Below are 21487 nucleotides of genomic sequence, written 5' to 3'. Positions count from 1 at the left end.
TTGGGAAGTGAGCCATGTTTGAAAAGCGTCACCGCATTACGTTGTTATTCAATGCCAATAAAGCCTACGACCGTCAGGTGGTGGAAGGCGTTGGTGAATATTTGCAGGCGTCGCAATCCGAATGGGATATTTTTATTGAAGAAGATTTTCGCACCCGTCTGGAGAACATCAAAGACTGGCTGGGCGATGGCGTCATCGCCGACTATGACGATCCCGTCATCGAACAGCTGCTGACCGACGTCGACGTCCCGATTGTAGGCGTCGGCGGCTCCTACCATTCGCCCGAACACTATCCGCCGGTCCACTATATTGCCACCGATAACCATGCTCTGGTCGAGGCCGCCTTTCTTCATTTAAAAGAGAAAGGCGTCCATCGCTTCGCGTTTTATGGATTACCGGCCACCAGCGGCAAGCGCTGGGCCGTCGAACGCGAGCACGCGTTTTGCCAGCTGGTCGCGCAGGAGAAATACCGTGGCGTGGTCTATCAGGGGCTGGAGACCGCGCCGGAAAACTGGCAGCACGCGCAAAACCGCCTGGCGGACTGGCTGCAAACGCTGCCGCCGCAAACCGGTATTATCGCCGTGACGGACGCTCGCGCGCGGCACGTGCTGCAGGTCTGCGAACATTTACACATTCCGGTGCCCGAAAAGCTGTGCGTGATTGGCATTGATAACGAAGAACTGACCCGCTATCTGTCTCGCGTGGCGCTCTCCTCCGTTGCTCAGGGCACGCGTCAGATGGGCTATCAGGCGGCGAAGCTGCTGCATCGTCTGCTCGATAAAGAATCTCTGCCGCTTCAGCGTTTGCTCGTGCCTCCTGTCCGCGTCGTGGAACGTCGCTCAACCGATTATCGCTCCTTAAGCGACCCGGCCGTCATTCAGGCCATGCACTACATTCGCAACCACGCCTGCAAAGGGATAAAGGTCGATCAGGTGCTGGATTCGGTGGGCATTTCGCGTTCGAATCTGGAGAAGCGTTTTAAAGAAGAGGTGGGCGAAACCATTCATGCCGTCATCCATGCTGAAAAGCTGGAGAAAGCACGCAGCCTGCTCATTTCCACGTCGCTGTCGATCAACGAAATCTCGCAGATGTGCGGTTACCCGTCTCTGCAATATTTCTATTCCGTGTTTCGCAAGGAGTATGAGACCACGCCGAAGGAGTATCGGGATCGCTACAGCGAGGTGCTGATATAGAAAAGAAAACGCCTTCCAGTGGAAGGCGTTTTTTCGAGATTACATATGGGCGGCGATTAAGCGCTGGTTATCCTGGTACATGGCGAACAGATAGTTGTTATAGCTCTGTCCCTTTGTCGAATAACCTTTCAGCTTGTGGATCATCGTACTGGCCGTCACTTCCTGGTCCGCTTTACGCAGCTGAGCGCGTGATTTACGGAACGATGAGTAGGCCGGATGCGTGTTCAGATTCACCACATAGGCGCTGACGGAATCTTTCACAGATTCAAACTGCGAATAGCCTTTCACCTTGCCAGGGGCATTATTACAACGACCTTTCACACATTTCATGCCGAAAAGGTTGTTGTTGCTACGCGCAAGCTTAGAAGTACCCCAGCCGCTTTCGGCAGCAGCCATGGTCGCAACCATGCTGCCCGGGATGATATCTACACGCTCAAGGAGAGCATTCCACGGCACACGACGCGTGTTACCGTTCCAGCTCAGCTTATAGCGCTTCGTGATATCTTTCAGACGCGCGCGCTCGGAAGGCGACCAGCGGCTATCGTACTGTTTGGAAATCAGCCAGTTACGATCCGCAGTAATCGCGGCATTTTGACTCGTGATGTAAGGCATTACCGTCCGGAGAAACGCTTTTTTCCTTGGTGTTCCGGAAGGGTATTTTCGCAAATCAGGAAGTGAACTACTCTTTGCACTATTGCGAGAATACTCTTGTTTACTGCTAACCTTACTACTTGTCGTCTTTATTACGTGGGCTTTCTTACTCGTTGTATCCGTGTGCGTCTTCGCAAGCACCTCACCCGAAAATGCCGTGGTGAGTAACATGAGTATCGCAGCCCCATATCGTCGAATGGGAGTCGATATCATTAGGTCTCCTGGTCGGATGTAATCATCCCAACACCTTATTTTTTTCACAAATTTGAGAGCGGAATCTCAAATCATATCAAAAATAGACTTCAAGAGCACGTATAGAAATAGTCCAATTCCGAAACTATGTCACCTGAAACTTGCTCATAAAAACATCATTCCACAAAAACTGTGTGCGCTATCGCAGATAACTACCTAATTTTGCGCGAGATCACTCATCCTCACGCTTCCTCCCGGCAGAAAGCGGCAGGGGATGAGTTTTTGCCCCTCGCCTGATGGCACACTGGTCAAAAATGCCGCGACAGGAAAAAGGAATGAAACGTACAGCATTAGCCTTTCTGATGTTACCCGCACTGGCGCATGCCGACTGGTCATCGCCGGGGTTTAGCGCATTTAGCGCCGAAGGCACCGGGGTCTTCACCAGCCAGGCAAAGCTTGCGAAGGGTACGCGTCCTCTGACGCTGAGTTTTGACAAGACGTGCTGGCAGCCTGCGGACGCGATAAAACTCAATGAGATGCTGTCGCTCAAGCCCTGTGACGGCACGCCGCCGCAGTGGCGCCTTTTTCGCGACGGTGACTACCAGATGCGGATTGATACCCGCTCCGGCACGCCCACCCTGCTACTGACGATTCAGAGTGCCGCAGAACAGCCGGTTGCAAACGTCATCCGCCAGTGTCCGAAGTGGGACGGTAAACCGCTGTCGCTGGACATCGGCGATACCTTCCCGGAGGGCTCCGTCGTGCGCGACTACTACAGTAAACAGACGGCGACGGTGCAGAATGGAAAAATCACCCTGCAGCCAGCCGCCCACAGTAACGGCCTGCTGCTGCTTGAGCGCGCCGAAACCGACAAGCCCGCGCCGTTTAGCTGGCAAAACGCCACCGTCTATTTTGTGCTGACCGACCGTTATGTGAATGGTGACCCGGGCAACGACAACAGCTACGGTCGCCACAAAGACGGTATGCAGGAGATTGGCACCTTCCACGGCGGGGATCTCAGAGGACTTACCGGCAAGCTCGATTATTTACAGCAGCTGGGAGTGAATGCGCTCTGGATAAGCTCCCCGCTTGAGCAGATCCACGGCTGGGTAGGCGGTGGCACCAAAGGTGATTTCCCGCATTACGCCTATCACGGCTACTACACCCAGGACTGGACGAAGCTCGACGCCAACATGGGAACCGAAGATGATTTACGCCATCTTGTCGACGAAGCGCACAAGCGCGGGATCCGCGTTCTGTTCGATATCGTCATGAACCACGTTGGCTATGCCACGCTGGCAGACATGCAGGAATTTCAGTTTGGTGCCCTGTACCTTCAGGGTGATGAGCTGAAAAAGACGCTGGGAGAACGCTGGACGGACTGGAAGCCGGGCGCGGGCCAAAGCTGGCACAGCTTTAACGACTACATCAACTTCAGCGACAAAGCCGCATGGGAAAAATGGTGGGGTAAAAAATGGATCCGCACGGACATCGGCGATTACGACAACCCCGGCTTCGACGATTTGACCATGTCGCTGGCATTTCTGCCGGATTTGAAAACGGAATCCACGACGCCTTCCGGATTGCCTAACTTTTACCAACACAAGCCCGACACCCACGCGAAGGCCATCCCCGTATATACCCCGCGCGATTATCTGACCCACTGGATCAGCCAGTGGGTACGTGACTACGGCATCGACGGTTTCCGGGTGGATACGGCGAAACACGTTGAGCTTGCGGCCTGGCAACAGCTGAAAGACCAGGCAAGCCAGGCGCTGGCCGCCTGGAAAGGGGCGAACCCGGACAAAAAGCTCGACAACGCACCGTTCTGGATGACCGGGGAATCCTGGGGCCACGGGGTGATGCAAAGCGATTATTACCGCCACGGTTTTGATGCGATGATCAACTTTGATTATCAGGAGCAGGCGGCAAAAGCGGTGGATTGCCTGGCCGATATGGATCTCACCTGGCAGCAGATGGCGGAAAAGCTGCAAAGCTTCAACGTGCTGAGCTATCTCTCATCACACGATACGCGTCTGTTCCGCGAAGGGGGCCAGCGCGCGGCGGAGCTGCTTCTGCTGGCTCCGGGCAGCGTACAAATCTATTACGGGGATGAATCCGAGCGTCCATTCGGGCCGACAGGTTCTGACCCATTACAGGGCACCCGTTCGGATATGAACTGGCAGGACGTCACGGGCAAGCAGGCCCTAACCGTCGCCCACTGGCAAACGCTGGGCCAGTTCCGTGCCCGCCACCCGGCGATTGGTGAAGGCAAACAAACCACGCTGTCGCTGAAAGAGGGGTATGGATTCGTGCGCGAGCACAAGGGCGATAAGGTAATGGTGGTATGGGCAGGTAATCAATAATTCATCCCCTCACCCTAACCCTCTCCCCGCAGGGGAGAGGGAACCGCACGGCGCCGTCTTTTCCCCCTCTCCCTTTTGGGAGAGGGTCGGGGTGAGGGCAAACCCACCAGAACTATTCACTGTATAAATCCAACTCCGCCATACAAAACAACAAATCCGACCACATCACCCGATTTGCACCAGCACGGTGCTAGCGTTATGGTTACCCACTTTCAAAATAAGCTCGACAGATCACCTGCTATGACGTTTTCACTTTTCGGCGACAAATTTACCCGCCATTCAGGCATTACTCGCCTGATGGAGGATCTCAACGACGGGCTGCGCACACCGGGCGCAATCATGCTCGGCGGCGGAAACCCGGCTCAAATCCCGGAGATGAATACCTATTTCCAGACGCTGCTCGCTCAGATGCTGGAAAGCGGCAAAGCAACCGATGCGCTTTGCAATTACGACGGCCCGCAGGGTAAAACCGAACTGCTGGCACTCCTCGCCGAAATGCTGCGTGACGAGCTGGGTTGGGATATCGAACCACAGAATATTGCACTGACAAACGGCAGTCAGAGCGCGTTTTTCTACTTGTTTAACCTGTTCGCAGGGCGTCGCGCCGACGGCACCACCAAAAAAGTGCTGTTCCCGCTGGCACCGGAGTATATCGGCTACGCCGATTCCGGCCTGGAAGAGGATCTGTTCGTCTCCGCACGCCCGAACATCGAGCTGCTGCCGGAAGGCCAGTTCAAATATCACGTCGATTTTGAACACCTGCATATTGGTGAAGAGACGGGCATGATCTGCGTATCGCGCCCGACTAACCCAACGGGCAACGTGATCACCGACGACGAACTGATGAAGCTGGATGCGCTGGCGAATCAGCACGGCATTCCGCTGGTGATCGATAACGCCTACGGCGTGCCGTTCCCGGGCATTATCTTCAGCGAAGCACGTCCGCTGTGGAACCCGAACATTGTCCTGTGCATGAGCCTCTCTAAGCTGGGTCTGCCGGGCAGCCGCTGCGGCATCATCATCGCCAACGAAAAAATCATCACCGCCATTACCAATATGAACGGCATTATCAGCCTTTCACCGGGCGGCATTGGCCCGGCGATGATGTGTGAAATGATTAAGCGCAACGACCTGCTGCGTCTGTCGAATGATGTGATCAAGCCATTCTATTACCAGCGCGTTCAGGAGACGATTGCGATACTTCGCCGCTATTTGCCGGAAGAACGCTGCCTGATCCACAAACCTGAAGGAGCAATTTTCCTGTGGCTGTGGTTTAAGGATTTGCCTGTCACCACCGAACTGCTCTACCAGCGCCTGAAAAAGCGCGGCGTTCTGATGGTACCGGGCGATTATTTCTTCCCGGGACTGGATAAGCCGTGGCCGCATACGCACCAGTGCATGCGCATGAACTACGTACCCGATCCGGAAAAAATCGAAGCGGGTGTTAAAATTCTCGCCGAAGAAATTGAAAAAGCCTGGCGCGAAGGCAATTGTTAAATATTAAGGCTCTTCGGATGAAGAGCCTTATTTATATCGTGATCTATATATTTTATAAAGGATATATCCTTCAGCTTTATTTCCCTATTATTTAAAGGGATTATTTAGGATAATTCCTGTTGTTTTAATGGCACTATAGTAATTCAAAAATAATTAAGGAAACGTTAAATAATAACTTAATCAACTCATTGTTATATAAGATTTAAAACAAGCAACGCTGGTAAGAAAATATCCTCGAAGCGCTTCCGTGTGCATTTTTAAAATAGTGCATATACTCACTAATACGCCGCTCGGCGTTCTATTGCGTGGAGTATTTTTATGCTACCTAATAATGCTAGTCGCATCAGCGTAATTGCTGCTGCGGTACTGCTCGCGTTCTCTCTTTCTGCCTGCAGTGGAAGCGGTGGCGGATCTCACTCAACAGCCAAAAATAACCCCGCAACCGGAAGTAATACCGGCTCGGGTGATGGAAGTGGCACAACAGCTAATAATGGTGGTTCAGGCAGTAACGGATCTGGCTCAGGTTCAGGGACAGGCTCGGGCTCAGGCTCAGGAACGGGAACCGGAGGTAACGGCAGCGGAGGAACCGGAACGGGCAGTGGCGGCACAACCACTGCAGGCGTGAATACTGTGCTGGGTGATGCCGGTAAAACGGTGACCAGCGTCGGCTCTACGGTGGACAGCCTGGGAAGCCAGATCCCGACAAATAATCCTGTCACATCAACCGTTTCAACCACCGTCAGCGGTGTTGGCAGCGCCGTCTCTACCGTGGGAACAGGCGTCACCTCCGGCATTGGCGATCCGGGCAACGCGAACGGTGTCGGTACGACGGTGCAGGGCGTGACCACGTCGGTCACCTCATTGGGCAATACCGTCTCTACGGTAGGCACGGGCCTGGCAAGTTCGACATCGGGAACACCGGTTAGCGGCGTAACAGGCCTGACGGGCAGCGTGGTAAACAGTACCGGGCAGTTAGTCAGTAACACCGGCACAGGTTTAACCAACACGGTCAGTAGCCCTGCGGTAGCTCAGGTAACAACCGATACGACGACTGTGGTGAACAAGACGCTGGGCGGAGTACAAGGCGTGACGCAAAGCGTGGGCACCACAACAGGTCTGGGTACTCCGGTCAACGGCCTGCTGACGCAAGTAGGAAACACCGTGAGCGGCGTAGGTACCAACGTTAGCAGCAGTAATAGCGGGCTTAGCGGCGTAGGTCAGGTCGTTCAAAACGTCGGCCAGACGGTGACGGATACCGGTACGCTAGTGAAACCCGCCACCTCGACGACCGGAGGAGGATCAGGCTCTCTCACAGCTAACGCAAATGTGGCGGCCACGAACAACAGCCTGGGTGCGACGGTCAATACAACCCTCAATACCCTGACGTCGGGCGTTACCGCCAGCACAACAACACGTTAACCACCGGTCTACTGACGCCAAAACAGTAAAACGGTTATTGCCTTTCTGCGCCCCTGCTTCAGGGGCGCTTCGTACAGCGACACTCCCCCTAACCGGGAATGATGAACAGGGATAGCGCGATGAAAAACCATTTCCTTTTTTCGCTGACGGGGCTGGTTGTGTTGAGCATGGCCCGCGCCGATACACTGCCCTCTATTATTAACCCTGATAACCCGGCGCAAGTTTCTCGTAACGTTGCCCCAGAACAGACTGAGACCGTCCCACAGCCGAAAGTCAAAATAGAAAAACCGCAGTCAACGCTGACGCCTGAAACGCCCATTACCATTCATCACATTCAGTTTATTGGCGGCACGCGTTATCCCTTGCAGGAATTACTTAAACCCTTCAGGCCTTACGCCGGAAAAACCGTGCCGCTAAAAACGCTTACGGGGCTGGTAAATGATATTACGGCGCGCTACAAGGCCGACGGTTTTCCGCTCTCTTATGCCTGGCTGCCCGATAATAATTTCCAGCAGGGAAATATTAAAATTGTCCTGGTCGAAGGGTACGTGGCGCACAGCGACATAACCAGTAACAACCCCAATATCGCCGCGCGCCTTAAACGCTTGTCAGAAAAAATCATGGCGGAAAAACCGCTGTCTCAGGATACGTTCGATCGATATAGCCAGCTGATGACCCGCACCCCGAACGTTCCGGTCACGGCCAACGCGCAGCTGCCAACCAATATCTATGGCGCGGCGGCGATGCAGATAACCGGTAATGAGGAGCGGAGCTGGAATATCGCCTCCACGATCGACACCCGTAAAGGGCAAGATGTAATGATGCTGAACGGAACGCTCAGCAACCTGACAAGCTATGGCGATCAGCTTGGCGTGGCTACGCTTATACCGTTAGATAGCAACACGCGAAAAAACTATGTGGGTCTGAACTGGCAGCAGTTTTTAAACGATGAAGGGCTGACGATGCAGATCAAAGGCAGCTATTACCGTGAAAATCCGCGGGATTTTTCCCCCCTGCTCACTTTGCCCAATAATATTCAGGTCGATTCGAAGCAAAAAACAACGCAATACAACGGCGGCGTGACGTTTGGCTATCCATTGCTGCTGACGCAAAAATCACAAATTAATCTGACCAGCGGTTTTGATTATACCGACCGCCAGGATGACTATGCCCTGCAGGCCAGACTGCAGGGCAAAACCTACAGTCTGGACTCCGTCAACCAACACGCGCGTTATCCGGCGCTGGAAGTGGGTATCAATGGTGCGCATCAATTCACAACCGCCAGCATCAGCGGCAGACTCAACGTACGACAGGGTATTGATGCGATGGGTGCCGATATCGTCTCAGTCCCTAAACCCGATATTAATTTTACGCTCACAAAAAGCTATCTGGACGCTGCCTGGCTGTTTGCCGACAAATGGCGGCTATCAACATCCTGGGAGGGAGACTGGTCAAATAACACATTGCCAGAGCCCGAACGCGTTAGCTTCGGTGCCCAGCGCTTTGGCCGTGGATATCAGGACAGTGAAGCAAGCGGTGATTACGGCTATGGCGGGCAGGTAGAACTGCGCTATATCAAGATGCGAAAAGAGAGCACCTGGCTTGCCACCATCCAACCCTATATCCTGGCCGATACCGCGCAAACCTGGTTTAACACGTCCGGTTTGCCTCATCAGCGGCTCGGGTCAGTGGCTGCCGGGGTGATGATAGGCGATACGCGCCACTATAGCGTCACGGTTGAGGCGGCACGACCCGTCGGGGATGTTCCGACAGACAGTCGCAACAGGGACTGGCGCTACAGTCTGACGTTCACGTGGAATTTCAATAAAATGCAGTAAGCTTTTCAGCCCGAATCCTGACAGGATCAACGCAGCGCAACGCGTGGGTTGGACAGGCCTCCACGCAGGCCGGTCCGCCTTCGCGATGCAGGCATAAATCACATTTCAGCGCCTGCGCCTTATTTCCCTCCAGGCGCACCTGCATCGCCCCGAACGGACACGCCACCACACAGCTTTTGCACCCAATGCAGCGCGTCTGCTCAACGAGCCAGGCTCCCGCCGTACGGCTGATGGCATGGGTTGGACAGACGTTAGCACACGGCGCGTCCTCGCACTGATGGCAACCCACTGCCGTAGTGTATGAACTTCCCTTAACCACCCGAAGGCGGGGCGTAAAGGCATGAGCGGAGACGGCGTCCTGATGCGACACCGCGCAGGCCACTTCGCAGGTGCGGCACCCAATGCATTTTTCCGCATCCGCCATGATAAATCGGTTCATGTGTTACGCCTCGCGCACGTTAAAAGCCGGTACTGCACACATCTTACATAATGCCCGATTCAGCGAAGGTGTGATGGGTCAAACAGGAGGCGCTCAGCCGGAATTATTATGCTCTTTACAATACCGCCGTTTCCAGACGGCAGGTGTTAAGCCCGTATGCTTTGAAAATATTTGCCGAAAATAGCCCACGTCATTAAAACCAAAGCGGTTTGCTACTTAGGTAAGCGACGCAGAGCCATCCAGCAACAGCTTTTCCACTGCCCTGACGCGCTGGCGATGTATCGCCTCCGTCAGGGTTAAATGGAAAGTCCGGCGAAATACGCGCCCCAGGTAATCGGCATTGCAGTGCAACGCTTTTGCCTGCTGCGACGTCGAAAGCGGTAAATGAAACTGCGTGCGAATAAGCTGCTTCGCCTTCCACGCCATCGCCGCACCGGCCTGATCCACGCTGTCTCCATTCCCTGAAGAGAGCGACACCTGCTATAAAATCATCTCCAGCGCCAGCACTGCACGCTAACCTTTATACCCCGGTTCAGTTGGGCAAATAGGGGAGTAGCAGAGATGCGGATTTGGGTGGATAAACATAAACAAGAATAATGCCACCTTTATGAATATATAATATTTTTATCGAGCATCGGTGATGCCGAGTTCACTGATAATCATCGACTGAAAGACAATGTGATCTAACCCTCGGTATTGTTTTTTTGCAGCAGTTCAGCTCAGGTATACCATTGTCTGACATGCATTTTAGTGTTATTCCATTAAGACACACAGCTAAAAATAAGGACATCCCATGGAATTCACAGAAAGATTAAATGCCTTATCAAATAAAATAAAACAACAACTTGATGTAATTAATACTGAAGAAGCAACAAAAACTGCATTTGTAATGCCATTCATTCATAACGTTCTGGGTTATGATGTTTTTGATCCTTCAGAGGTAACACCTGAGTTTGTCTGTGATGTTGGTACAAAAAAGGGCGAGAAAATCGATTATGCTATAATGAAAAATAATGACGTTCAGATACTTATTGAATGTAAGAAAATTGGCGAACCATTAAATATAAATCATGCTTCGCAGTTATTCAGGTATTTTCATGTAACAAACGCCAGAATTTCAATCCTCACCAATGGACAAAATTATAAATTTTTTACAGATCTGGATGCTCCCAATAAAATGGATGAAAAACCATTTTTGGAAGTAGATCTTCTTGATATTGACGAAAATATAATACCTGAGCTAAAAAAATTAACTAAGTCTTCGTTTGATTTAGAATCAATTATCAATGCTGCTGGTGAATTAAAATATGTCAGCCAAATCAAAAAAATCCTGCATTCTCAGCTAAATAATCCTGAAGATGACTTTGTGAAATTTTTTGCATCCCGAGTTTATGATGGGATTCTGACTCAAAAAGTCAGAGAGTCTTTTTTTAACTTGACCAAAAAAGCTGCAAGCCAGTACATAAATGATCAGGTTAATGAGCGACTTAAGTCAGCTATTACGGGCATAACCCCAGCGATCATCGATACTCCAAATGAGTCATCACAGATTGAGGAAGACGAACATAAAGATGAAAGTGATGTGGTTACAACGCTAGAGGAGCTCGAGGGATATCATATTGTTAAAGCAATCACCAGAGCAGTACTGGAGGCACCCCGTATAACTCACAGAGATACCAAAAGTTACTTTGGTATTCTTGTAGATGACAACAACCGCAAACCCCTTTGCCGATTGCATTTTAATCGTACGCAAAAATACATCGGACTTTTCGACATAGAAAAAAACGAAACGCGTCATCCTATAACGACAGTCGATGATATCTATTCATTTGCTGATATCCTGAAAGCGACAGCAGCTTTATATAATTAATTTTTTACCCAGGCAGCACGCTACGTGCTGCCTCAGCCTGGAACGTCAGGGAAAAAGCCGCTGGCGCTACCGTCGAAGTCAGAATGAATGTAAGCCGGATAAAACATAACGACTCCTGATATCCGTGCTTAATTCCCGCCTTTCGCCAAATACGGGCGAGAGTGCTCGGTTTGATTTTCTTTAAGCATGATACACATGATGCACACCTTTATTGATGGCGCAGATCGCATTAGCGTATCAGGAATATTAATGAGGAAGCCATGACGGGAAGGGAAAACGGGAGATCGGTACTCTCAAATATGCCTGGCGGCGCTTCGCTTGCACGGGCCTACGTAAAACTGCGATGGCAGTCCATGTAGGCCGGGTAAGGCGAAGCCGCCACCCGGCTTTAGCGCATCAGAAACGCCAGGTCAGACCGGTCATCAGCGCGAAGCTGTCGTCGCGGTCGATCATCGGGCTGTTCTTCACGTCGTCAGGCAATACGGTGTAGACCGCGCTGGCGTTCAGGTACAGCTTCTGGGTTAACTGATATTTGGCCGCCAGGCCAACGTATGGCGTCCAGCTGTCACCGGCGGTGTATTCATCCAGACCTGAGCGGCGAGACTCGCTGCCGGATACGCCGTAGTAGTAGTCGTTATAGCTTTCGTCGCTATAGAAAATACCGACAGAGGGCGTCAGGGTCAGGCTTTCCATCCTGATTGGACGGAAGTATGAAACCTCGCCGATCATACCGCCGCTTTCATCCGTGGCATCGCCCGAGACCGCCACTTTCAGCGAGCCCCAGCTTTCGTGGCGGTAGTACGCGCCGCCGAGGAAGGCAGAGGCTTTACGCTCATCAAGCTTTTTCATCTGATGGTCGTCGTTGTCATCAGGATCGAAATGCAACGGCATCCACGATGCGGTCAGGCTGAGTTCATTTTTTGCGTCTTTCCACAGGATCCATCCGCCCGTGGTCTGGCGAACATAAAAGCTATCGCCTTCGTAGCTAATTAACGGTACTGCGGTAGTATTTTCGTTATAGCCTTTGTAAGGAGACTCATTAAATACAGCCCCCGCTCCTAGTGAAAAGTCACCGGCCATTGCTGAGGATGTTGCAAATAACGTGGCAGCGATGAGTAAATTGTATTTAATAGTCATTACATGTAATCCATTAAAATGCCAAACAAGCGAGGCGCATAATAATGGTTACAAATTTGCCAATGCAACGCTGCGGTTTATATAATATTATATATAAAATCATATAGATGGGTGCGCATGATGAATAAATTACAGCTAAAACCACGCGAATTAAAAATTATATCCGTCATCGCAGCAACCCACAGCATTGGCGATGCCGCCGCCCTGCTGGGCATGGCGCAGGCCAACGTCAGTAAATATCTGTCTGATTTTGAAACGCGGGTTGGACTCAAGGTTTTTGAGCGCACCACGCGCCAGCTGGCCCTGACCCAGTTTGGTGAAGCGTTACTCCCTTACGTGAATGCCACGCTGGACAGGAACAGTCAACTCGTTAATTTTATTGCTGATTATAAGCATGAGAAGCGCGGAAAGGTCACGATCTATGCCCCTACAGGTATCGTAACCTATCTCGCGCGTCACGTGATCCATCAGATAGAAGATATCGGTGACATCCGCATCTCCCTGAAAACCTACAACCTCGACCGGAATGAATTTTCAGAAGGCGTTTCCTTTCCGGATGACTGCGACATTTTAATTACCTATGCGCAACCGAAAGACGAAAGTCTGGTTGCCAGCGTGTTAACAAAATATTCCGTTACGGCATTTGCAACCGTTGATTATTTAAATAAGCATCCCTTAAAGGGACCTGAAGATTTAATTAATCATTCCTGTATTCTCATTGACTCCATGCTGGTCGATGATGCAAATATCTGGCGTTTCCGCGTGCACGGCAGTGATAGCGTGCATGACTACCGGGTGACCGGTAATTATATTTGCGACAATACGCAGACGGCCCTGGAGCTGGCAAGAAATAATCTTGGGATTGTTTTTGCGCCCAAAGAGAGTCTGAAAAAAGAATTAACGCAAGGGATGCTGGTTCCCTGCTTCCCGCATCAGGAAGAGTGGTGGCTCGATCTGACGGCCATCTTCCGCAAACGCGAATACCAGCCCTGGCGCGTGCAATACGTTCTGGATGGCGTTCTGAACTGCCTGCGCCAGCAAATAGCTCAGGCCGCCCATGGACGGCCTGAGCTGGGCGATTAGAACAGCCCCAGCGGTTTATCGGAGTAGCTGACCAGCAAACATTTCGTCTGCTGATAATGTTCCAGCATCATCTTGTGGGTTTCACGCCCGATGCCCGATTGCTTATAACCGCCAAATGCCGCGTGCGCAGGATAGGCGTGGTAGCAGTTGGTCCAGACGCGCCCGGCCTGAATACCTCTACCCATTTTATAGGCCAGATTACCGTTGCGGCTCCAGACGCCTGCTCCCAGGCCGTACGGCGTGTCGTTGGCAATCTCCAGCGCCTCCTCCATCGTTTTGAAGGTAGTCACGGCCAGTACCGGCCCGAAGATTTCCTCCTGGAAGACACGCATGTTGTTCTGACCGAACAGGATCGTTGGCTCAAGGTAATACCCTTCCTGCAGATCCCCACCGAGCACCTTACGGCGACCGCCGGTCAGAATATCCGCCCCCTCTTTCTTGCCGATATCGATGTAGTTGAGGATGGTTTCCAACTGTCCGTGCGAGACCTGCGCCCCCATCTGCGTGACGTTATCGAGCGGGTTACCGCTGCGGATAGACTCGACGCGGCGAATGGCCCGCTCCATAAAGCGCTCATAGATGGACTCCTGCACCAGCGCGCGGCTTGGGCAGGTGCAGACTTCGCCCTGGTTAAACGCAAACAGCGCAAACCCTTCCAGGGCTTTATCGAAGAAAGCATCCTCTTCCTCCATCACGTCCGCGAAGAAGATGTTCGGGGATTTCCCGCCCAGCTCCAGGGTCACGGGAATGATGTTCTGCGTGGCGTACTGCATAATCTGCTGGCCCACTTCCGTCGACCCGGTAAACGCCACTTTAGCGATCCGTTTCGAGGTAGCCAGATATTCCCCTATTTCACCGCCCGCACCGTTGACCACGTTAATCACGCCCGGCGGCAGAAGATCGCCAACGATTTCCATCAGCAGCAGTACCGAGAGCGGGGTCAGACGCGCCGGTTTCAGCACAATGCAGTTGCCGGCCGCCAGCGCGGGCGCCATTTTCCAGCTCGCCATCAGCAGCGGGAAGTTCCACGGAATGATTTGCCCGACGACGCCCAGCGGTTCGTGGAAATGATACGCCACGGTGTCGCTGTCTACCTCGCTTATTCCGCCCTCCTGAGCGCGAATGCAGGAGGCAAAATAGCGGAAGTGGTCTATGGCCAGCGGCACGTCTGCAGCCATCGTTTCCCGGATCGGCTTGCCGTTATCCCAGGTTTCCGCCGTCGCCAGCAGCTCCAGATTCTGCTCCATCCGGTCGGCGATTTTGAACAAAATAGCCGCGCGGTCCTGAACGGAGGTGTGGCCCCATTTATCTTTCGCTTTGTGCGCCGCATCCAGCGCCAGATCGATATCGCGCTTGCCGGAGCTGGCTATTTCGCACAGCGGCTGGCCGGTTACGGGGGTCAGGTTGGAATAGTATTCGCCGTCGACGGGAGCTACCCAGTCGCCGCCAATAAAGTTGTCATAACGAGGCTTCAGCTTGAGGGGAAAACCATACTCGCCGGGCTGGATACGCGATGAGGGAGGATTGTTTGTCATGACCGTCTCCTTGCTGTTGGTGTACATCAAGGGTAGTTCCGGCTGGCGATTTTCTCGCCAACCGGTAACGGCTTTACGACGGGGGTCACGGAGTTTCAGGAAATAATAACGAATCGCGCAATAAATGATCGTTACCGCGACGGCGGGTGAAGCCGATGCGGTTGAAATACTCCAGGATCTGAATCGCCAGCTTGCGGCCCACGTTCAGCCGGTCGCGGAAATCGGCTGCGCAGGTAGAGCCCCGCTCCTGATCCAGCTCGCGGATCAGGTTCGCAAACGCCACAATGCGATCGTTACGGTAATAACGATCTTTCACGATCGCGACTATCAGCCCCTGCTGCGCCGCATGGCGCAATACCTGACGCATCACCTGCTCGTCGGTATTCGTTTCGCGGGCCAGATCGCGAACCCACCACGGCTCATCGCCAAACAGCGAGGCCACTTTTTGCCATACTGCCTCTTGCTCAGCGGTGAACCCGGCCTTGTGATCCGGCAGATGCAGCCAGCCGTGGTGGCTTTTGATCGCCCCGCTTTCGCGCATGTTTTCAATCAGCAGCAGCACCAGTGCATCGTCTTCCATCGGCAGCGCCATGCGCCGCAGACGCTCACGGCCCGGGCCAGGCTCATCCTGATGCTGTTCATGGTACGTTGCGAGCGTGTTCAGTATCTTACGCTGCCAGTTCGCAGCAACCGGGGCGTTTAGCAGACTGTTTCCAGCCTGAATAAAGCCCGGCTGCTGGGCCAGCAGGCGTAACCCTTCCTCGCTCAGCTGGCGTGCCCATGCAAAATCACGCAGGCTCACCGCACCGCGCTCAAGATGCACCCACAGCGCGGCGTTATCATCGCTGGCCTGCGCCAGCGCTGCCAGCCACTGCAGATATTCAGGTTTACGCTTGCCGCGTCGCGGCGGATTCAGCGCGACCACCCGTGCCCCGGCCAGCGTTTCCCGCGCGGAAATATCACGCAGAACCAGACGATCGTTGTCTGCAAGCCAGAGCGGTGAATCGAATACCAGTTCGGCAAGATCGTTTTCCAGCAGCGACACGCGCCCGGTGATATGGCTGGCCGCGTGGTGAATATGCAGCGGCTGCCATTGGGTCAGGGGCACGTTTGTCTGCAGGGAGACAATGACGCGTTCAGACGGCTCAGGCGGGGCATCGGCCAGCAGCCAGTCGCCGCGGTTAAGCTGCTCTTTTTCCGCATCCCCGGTAATGTTCAGCGCGATCCGCTGCCCGGCATGAGCACGCTCCGCGGGCTGGTTTTGCGCATGTAAGCCGCGCACGCGCATCGGTTTGTTAACGCCCGTCAGCCAGAGCGTATCACCTACGTTCACTTCACCGCTCAGCGCCGTACCGGTCACCACCAGCCCCGCGCCTTTGACGGTAAACGCCCGGTCAATTGCCAGACGGAAGCGGTGATGGCTGGCGTGGTCACGCGACGAAAGCTGCTGTAAGTGGTGGCGAAGTTCATCGATACCGCGCCCTTCTGTCGCCACGGTGACAAAAAGCGGTGCATCGGCAAAACCATACTCCTGCAAGGTCGCCTGTACCGCTTCGCGCACTTCGCTGACGCGAGCGTCATCCACGCGATCGGCTTTGGTCAGCGCCACGGTCAGCTGCGGGTTACCGGTCAGCTGCAGGATCGCCAGGTGCTCACGAGTTTGCGCCATGACGCCATCATCGCAGGCCACCACCAGCAGGGCATGATCGATACCCCCCACGCCCGCCAGCATGTTGGACAGAAACTTTTCATGCCCCGGAACATCAATAAAACCCAGCACGCGACCATCAGGCTGGGGCCAGTAGGCATAGCCCAGATCGATGGTCATGCCGCGCTTTTTCTCTTCCGGCAGGCGGTCGGCGTTTATGCCGGTAATCGCCTGCAGCAACGTGGTTTTTCCGTGGTCGACATGACCGGCGGTGGCAATAATCATTTCAACAACATCTCCAGAAATCGCTCTTCATCTTCAAGGCAGCGCAGATCCAGCCACATTCGGCCATCGTAAATCCGCCCGATAACCGGCGCGGGAAGGCCACGCCAGCGCGACGATAGGGCTTCAAGGTGGCTGCCGCGCCCGTCACGCGGGGTGAACGTGAGCGCTTCACTCGGCAGCCTGTCCACCGGCAGCGAACCGCTGCCAATCTGCGACTGGCAGGGTTCAATGCGAACGTCAAAATCGGGATAGTGCGGGGCAATGCGCGGCAGCATTAATTCGGCCTGGGCGCGAATCGAAGCGGCATCGCGGGTTAACAGACGCAGCGTGGGGAGGCGGTCGGCCAGTTTCTCCGGATGGAGATAAAGACGCAGCGTCGCCTCCAGCGCGGCAAGCGTCATTTTATCGGCTCGCAGGGCGCGCTTAAGCGGATGCTGCTGCAGCTTCGCAATCAGCTCGCGCTTGCCGACGATAATCCCGGCCTGCGGCCCGCCCAGCAGCTTGTCGCCGGAAAAGCTGACCAGGCTAACGCCTGCGGCAATCATCTCTTGCGGCATCGGCTCTCTCGGCAGCCCGTAAAGGCTCAGATCCACCAGCGAGCCGCTGCCGAGATCGGCAATCACCGGAATATTCAGTTCGCGGCCAATCGCCGCCAGCTCTGCCTCTTCAACCGTTTTGGTGAAGCCTTCAATATGGTAATTGCTGGTGTGGACCTTCATCAGCAGGGCGGTATTTTCATTCACCGCCGCGCGATAATCTTTCGCATGGGTACGGTTAGTGGTGCCCACTTCATGTAGCGTGCAGCCCGCCTGGCGCATCACGTCCGGAATACGAAACGCCCCGCCAATCTCCACCAGCTCGCCGCGGGAAACCACCACCTCTTTGCCGCTGGCGGTGGCCGCCAGCATCAGCAGCACCGCTGCGGCGTTGTTATTCACAATGCAGGCATCTTCCGCGCCGGTCAGCTGGCACAGCAGGTCCGCCAGCGCCCGGTCACGATGCCCGCGTCCGGCGCCGTCCAGATCGTACTCCAGCGTCACGGGCGCCCGCATGGCCTGCACAACCGCAGCAACCGCCTCTTCCGCCTGCTGCGCGCGGCCCAGGTTGGTATGCAGCACGGTACCGGTCAGGTTAATCACCGGGCGTAACGCGCTTTGCGCTTTCTCATCCAGCCGGTGCTCAACTTCCTGCTCCCACGCCGCGCACCAGTCGGGCAAGGCGTTTTCTGCCTGAATAGCGCATCGGGCTTCGTCCTGAAGCAGGCGTAACATCTCCACCGTCGCGGTATGGCCAAAACGCTCAACGGCAGCATGAATGCGGGGCTCGCGAAGGAGACGGTCGGTAGCGGGGATTTGGCTGTACAGCGAATGATGAGTAGTCATGAAAGCGCCTGGCGAGTAAATATCTTCCCCCCTCCCGACGGGAGAGGGAGTTAACATGTGGAGGGATTGTACCGCCTCCGACGCCGAAGTGTTATAACCCGCGTCAAGCCTTTGGCGGTTCGGTACGGGCAAAGCTCTCGCGGCTAAAAAGCGTGTCTGCAAGTTTCACCAGCTGCGGACGGTCAACGCACCAGCCAGGGGAAACCCGGCGGAAGTTGAGATAGCCGATGGCGCAGGCGATAGCGATGGTTGCCAGGTTCAGGCTGTCGGTTTGAATCTTTCCCTCCCGGATAAGTTGTTCGCACCTGTCCAGGCTGCGGCTGATTTTTTCCCGCTGGCGTAACAGTTCCGTTTCCGACTGCTGGGCGGCGGGCCTTGCCTGTTCACGCACGGAGGTTAACGCCGCATCCATAATGCCATCGGCCAGGGCTTCAATTTGCTTCACTGTCAGCGCCGCTTTTGGGTCAGCCGGCAGCATTGCCGGGGCAACGCCCAGCAGCTCGATATACTCCGCAATAATCGGGGAATCGAACCAGTATTCGCCCTCGTCCGTCACCAGCGCCGGGACTTTCCCCAGCGGGTTGTACTGCGCGACGCCGTTTTCAGCGTTGTAGGGCTGTTCATTGATGAATTCAAATTCAATCCCTTTCTCCAGCAGGAGAATCGAGATTTTTCGCACGAAGGGACTGGTGTAGCTACCGATGAGTTTCATTGCCTGATCCTGGATGCCGGAAAAAAGTCAGTATGGATCAAGCGATGAAAAAAGGGCAGGTATGCGTGTCGCATTCCTGCCCTGGAAGGATTAGTGATCGAGATAGAGGTAGTGCATCCAGCTGGTCATGCGCAGCAATACTTTACGCATCACCGAGACGTGGGCGAAATGGTCCGAGTAGACCGCCACCTGGGCATAGATACCGTCTGGCAGCGCATCGACTTCCGCATTCGGATCCAGCTCAATCGTACCCAACACGCCGTCCGTTCCCGGCACCACCGTCAGCGACTGCAGCGCACCCTGCGCCTGATAGGAGCCTCCCGGCACCACCGGCAGAATACTGGTGAGTTTACCGGTAAACACCTGGCCCGGCAGCGCGTTAAACACCACTTCCGCTTCATCGCCCGGCTTCAGGCGCAGCAGCGAGTTCTGACGGAACTGGGCCACGATCTGACGCTTCTGTTCAGGAATAAAGACCATCACCGGACGCAGCGGCAGCGCGGCGGCGTACGTCCCCGGACGGATCAGCACCTGGGTGATGTAGCCATCGCTTGGCGCACGGACCACGGTCTGATCCAGGTTGTATTTGGCTTCAGCAAGCTGCGCGCGTAAGGAGGCAATCTGCGACTGCTCGCCGTTCACCATGCTGTCCAGCTGGCTTTGAATCTGCGTCTGTTCGGCAACGGAGCCTTTCACCATCGCATCCTGTGCGAGATAATTTTGCCGCGCGTTGTCGATATCGCTTTCAGAAAACGGATTCACTTTTGCCTGGCTGCCTTTCAGGTAGCGCTGATAATCTTTAAACAGACGATCGCGTTCAGCCGACACGCGGGTGGTATTGGCGACCGCTTCCGAAAGCTGCGCTTTCAGATTGTCGATATTGTGCGTCGCGGTCACCAGGTCGGCCTGGAGTCTGTCGACGCGCGCCTGATAGCGGCCCGGATCCAGTTTAAATAACACTTCGCCTTTTTTAATTAGCTGGTTATTTTTATCGGTCACTTCACTGACCACCCCGGTAACCTGCGGCGTAATTGGAATAGAAATAACCGCCTTTTGCGCCGTAAAGGTGTACGGATGGTTATAGTTCATTAACAGAATAAGTCCGGCAACAATAAACACCCCGCCTAATGTCGCGGTGGCAAGCGTCCACTGGTTTACCGGAATACGGAATATTTTAAAAATCACCCAGGCAAATGCCACATAGGTCAAAATAATTAACAGATCCATGATTAGCGCTCCAGCGTGTTTTTATCAGCGGCGGGCTGTACCGCGGCCAGCTTTTGTTCTAATTCGGCCACGCGTTTGGCCAGCGCATCCATGCCCGGAACCTCATCAGGCTTGGTGATGTGGTTTTGCATCCCCCAGCCGCGATCTTCACGGTACAGCGTGGCCCATATCCACAGGAACGGCCAGATGGCATGGAGCGTAAACAGGCTAATCCAGCCTGCCGTGTGAATCGCATCGGCATGCGGATGGTTTCGCTTTTTGGCCATATTATAAGGAATGTCATGGATGGCGATGATTCCATAAAAGAGAACCAGAAATACAAAAATCAATACGCCCAGCGCAAAATAGTTGAGAAACATATTCTCCTCACTTAAACAACGTCAACTCATTTAATTAATAAAACAGTACGCAACCTAATTAATTTATTTTGAAATACAGAAGGTATACTGGTTATTTCAGAGCCGGGGAGTATCGTTTTTTATAATAACTCCGTGCAAGTTTATAAGCGTGTCAAAATATATCCTGAATAATAATATACTTAACCTTACAATATGAGCGTAATCCACGTTTTAACTTTTCGCCATACCACACTTCAAAAGTGGTTTTTTAGCTTAACGTGTCGCGCTATGCCATCCTGACGCCGAATCGCTAAGCAGAGTTTGCCGCCGATCGCAGCCGGAGAAATCTGCATAAAAATATTTTGTGAAATCAGTCACAATCCAGAAACAAACCCACAAAACCAAATCGTGACAAGCATCACAGAAAAGGGTGGTTTTTGCCGCATTTCTCGCCATCGTATTTTTTTTGCCCACCTTTTTTGTGACCAGGATCACCTCATTGACATCCACACCCCCTACCTTTACGTGATGTGCGTCACACAAATTTTCGCTGTCTGGACAGTTGAACGATTCAGTGCCAGATTTCACAGCATCAGAACAGGGCCCGGCTACCTCTGCCGCCTCATTAACAATAAACCTCGGGCCGCAAGCCTAAGCGTAAACAGAAGAAGGGGT

At 53.7% G+C, this 21487-nt stretch carries 17 protein-coding genes and 3 pseudogenes; 8 read left to right on the top strand and 12 right to left on the bottom strand.

Annotated features, from left to right (window positions below; genetic code table 11):
• Positions 1-14 precede the first annotated feature (14 nt).
• On the top strand, positions 15-1193 hold the full coding sequence (gene xylR, locus UR289_RS18710; RefSeq protein ID WP_048975573.1) for a D-xylose utilization transcriptional activator XylR: 1179 nt from the start codon (positions 15-17) through the stop codon (positions 1191-1193).
• Positions 1194-1232: 39 nt separating this feature from the next.
• Here the strand turns inward: xylR and UR289_RS18705 are convergent, their stop codons facing one another.
• Positions 1233-2057, bottom strand: coding sequence for a protein bax (locus UR289_RS18705; RefSeq protein WP_032661838.1), 825 nt, complete (start codon positions 2055-2057; stop codon positions 1233-1235).
• Between the two features lie 314 nt (positions 2058-2371).
• On the opposite strand from UR289_RS18705, the gene UR289_RS18700 reads away from it, so the two are divergent.
• The 4 genes from UR289_RS18700 (at position 2372) to UR289_RS18685 (ending at position 9156) form a co-directional block, all read left to right on the top strand.
• Entirely contained in the window at positions 2372-4402 is a 2031-nt protein-coding gene (locus UR289_RS18700; RefSeq protein WP_320711249.1) for an alpha-amylase, read from the top strand.
• A gap of 240 nt (positions 4403-4642) precedes the next feature.
• The gene (avtA, locus tag UR289_RS18695; RefSeq protein ID WP_033147014.1) at positions 4643-5899 is read left to right on the top strand and encodes a valine--pyruvate transaminase; all 1257 of its coding nucleotides are present in this window, start codon (positions 4643-4645) and stop codon (positions 5897-5899) included.
• A gap of 621 nt (positions 5900-6520) precedes the next feature.
• Complete coding sequence (locus tag UR289_RS18690; protein WP_223862643.1) at positions 6521-7318, top strand: collagen-like triple helix repeat-containing protein; 798 nt, start codon at positions 6521-6523, stop codon at positions 7316-7318.
• A gap of 119 nt (positions 7319-7437) precedes the next feature.
• Positions 7438-9156: a ShlB/FhaC/HecB family hemolysin secretion/activation protein gene (locus tag UR289_RS18685; RefSeq protein WP_143346367.1), complete on the top strand. Its 1719-nt coding sequence runs from the start codon at positions 7438-7440 to the stop codon at positions 9154-9156.
• Here UR289_RS18685 and UR289_RS18680 read toward each other — a convergent pair.
• Positions 9140-9595, bottom strand: a complete 456-nt coding sequence (locus UR289_RS18680) for a 4Fe-4S dicluster domain-containing protein (protein WP_320711245.1) — start codon at positions 9593-9595, stop codon at positions 9140-9142. The two genes, UR289_RS18685 and UR289_RS18680, sit on opposite strands and share 17 nt — an antisense overlap.
• Before the next feature lie 93 nt (positions 9596-9688).
• Positions 9689-10042, bottom strand: a pseudogene (locus tag UR289_RS18675) (helix-turn-helix domain-containing protein); the annotation flags it as partial.
• Between the two features lie 48 nt (positions 10043-10090).
• Between UR289_RS18675 and UR289_RS18670 the strand changes: the two are divergent.
• Together UR289_RS18670 and UR289_RS18665 are read left to right on the top strand one after the other, a co-directional pair.
• A pseudogene (locus UR289_RS18670) lies at positions 10091-10192 on the top strand (hypothetical protein); the annotation flags it as partial.
• 196 nt (positions 10193-10388) lie between these two features.
• Positions 10389-11465 carry a type I restriction endonuclease gene (locus tag UR289_RS18665; protein WP_033147017.1) on the top strand — a complete coding sequence of 359 codons (1077 nt, stop codon included), beginning with the start codon at positions 10389-10391 and terminating at the stop codon, positions 11463-11465.
• Between the two features lie 35 nt (positions 11466-11500).
• On the opposite strand, the pseudogene UR289_RS18660 reads toward UR289_RS18665, so the two are convergent.
• A pseudogene (locus UR289_RS18660) lies at positions 11501-11572 on the bottom strand (type II toxin-antitoxin system HicB family antitoxin); the annotation flags it as partial.
• Between the two features lie 289 nt (positions 11573-11861).
• Positions 11862-12602, bottom strand: coding sequence for a MipA/OmpV family protein (locus UR289_RS18655; RefSeq protein WP_320711243.1), 741 nt, complete (start codon positions 12600-12602; stop codon positions 11862-11864).
• Between the two features lie 117 nt (positions 12603-12719).
• Here UR289_RS18655 and UR289_RS18650 point away from each other — a divergent pair, with 117 nt between their 5' ends.
• Positions 12720-13685 (top strand): LysR family transcriptional regulator, encoded by a 966-nt coding sequence (locus UR289_RS18650; RefSeq protein WP_126797159.1) that lies wholly within the window; start codon positions 12720-12722, stop codon positions 13683-13685.
• Here the strand turns inward: UR289_RS18650 and aldB are convergent.
• From aldB to UR289_RS18615, 7 genes are all read right to left on the bottom strand, one after another.
• A complete protein-coding gene (gene aldB / locus UR289_RS18645; protein WP_023309928.1) occupies positions 13682-15220 on the bottom strand; it encodes an aldehyde dehydrogenase AldB in 1539 nt (512 codons plus the stop codon). The genes UR289_RS18650 and aldB overlap by 4 nt on opposite strands.
• An 85-nt stretch (positions 15221-15305) precedes the next feature.
• On the bottom strand, positions 15306-17153 hold the full coding sequence (selB, locus tag UR289_RS18640; RefSeq protein WP_320711241.1) for a selenocysteine-specific translation elongation factor: 1848 nt from the start codon (positions 17151-17153) through the stop codon (positions 15306-15308).
• Positions 17150-18535, bottom strand: coding sequence for an L-seryl-tRNA(Sec) selenium transferase (gene selA / locus UR289_RS18635; RefSeq protein WP_320711239.1), 1386 nt, complete (start codon positions 18533-18535; stop codon positions 17150-17152). The genes selB and selA overlap by 4 nt, the downstream gene beginning before the upstream one ends.
• A gap of 103 nt (positions 18536-18638) precedes the next feature.
• Positions 18639-19247 carry a glutathione S-transferase gene (locus tag UR289_RS18630; protein WP_320711237.1) on the bottom strand — a complete coding sequence of 203 codons (609 nt, stop codon included), beginning with the start codon at positions 19245-19247 and terminating at the stop codon, positions 18639-18641.
• 90 nt (positions 19248-19337) lie between these two features.
• Positions 19338-20474, bottom strand: a complete 1137-nt coding sequence (locus UR289_RS18625; protein WP_033147023.1) for an HlyD family secretion protein — start codon at positions 20472-20474, stop codon at positions 19338-19340.
• 2 nt (positions 20475-20476) lie between these two features.
• Positions 20477-20833 carry a DUF3302 domain-containing protein gene (locus UR289_RS18620; protein WP_023334046.1) on the bottom strand — a complete coding sequence of 119 codons (357 nt, stop codon included), beginning with the start codon at positions 20831-20833 and terminating at the stop codon, positions 20477-20479.
• A gap of 252 nt (positions 20834-21085) precedes the next feature.
• The gene (locus UR289_RS18615; protein ID WP_217072015.1) at positions 21086-21322 is read right to left on the bottom strand and encodes a hypothetical protein; all 237 of its coding nucleotides are present in this window, start codon (positions 21320-21322) and stop codon (positions 21086-21088) included.
• Between the last annotated feature and the right edge of the window lie 165 nt (positions 21323-21487).

The sequence above is a fragment of the Enterobacter sp. 302C9 genome, assembly GCF_034106085.1.
Taxonomy (GTDB): Bacteria; Pseudomonadota; Gammaproteobacteria; order Enterobacterales; family Enterobacteriaceae; genus Enterobacter; species Enterobacter asburiae_B.
This window is presented reverse-complemented; position numbering and strand designations above follow the sequence as displayed.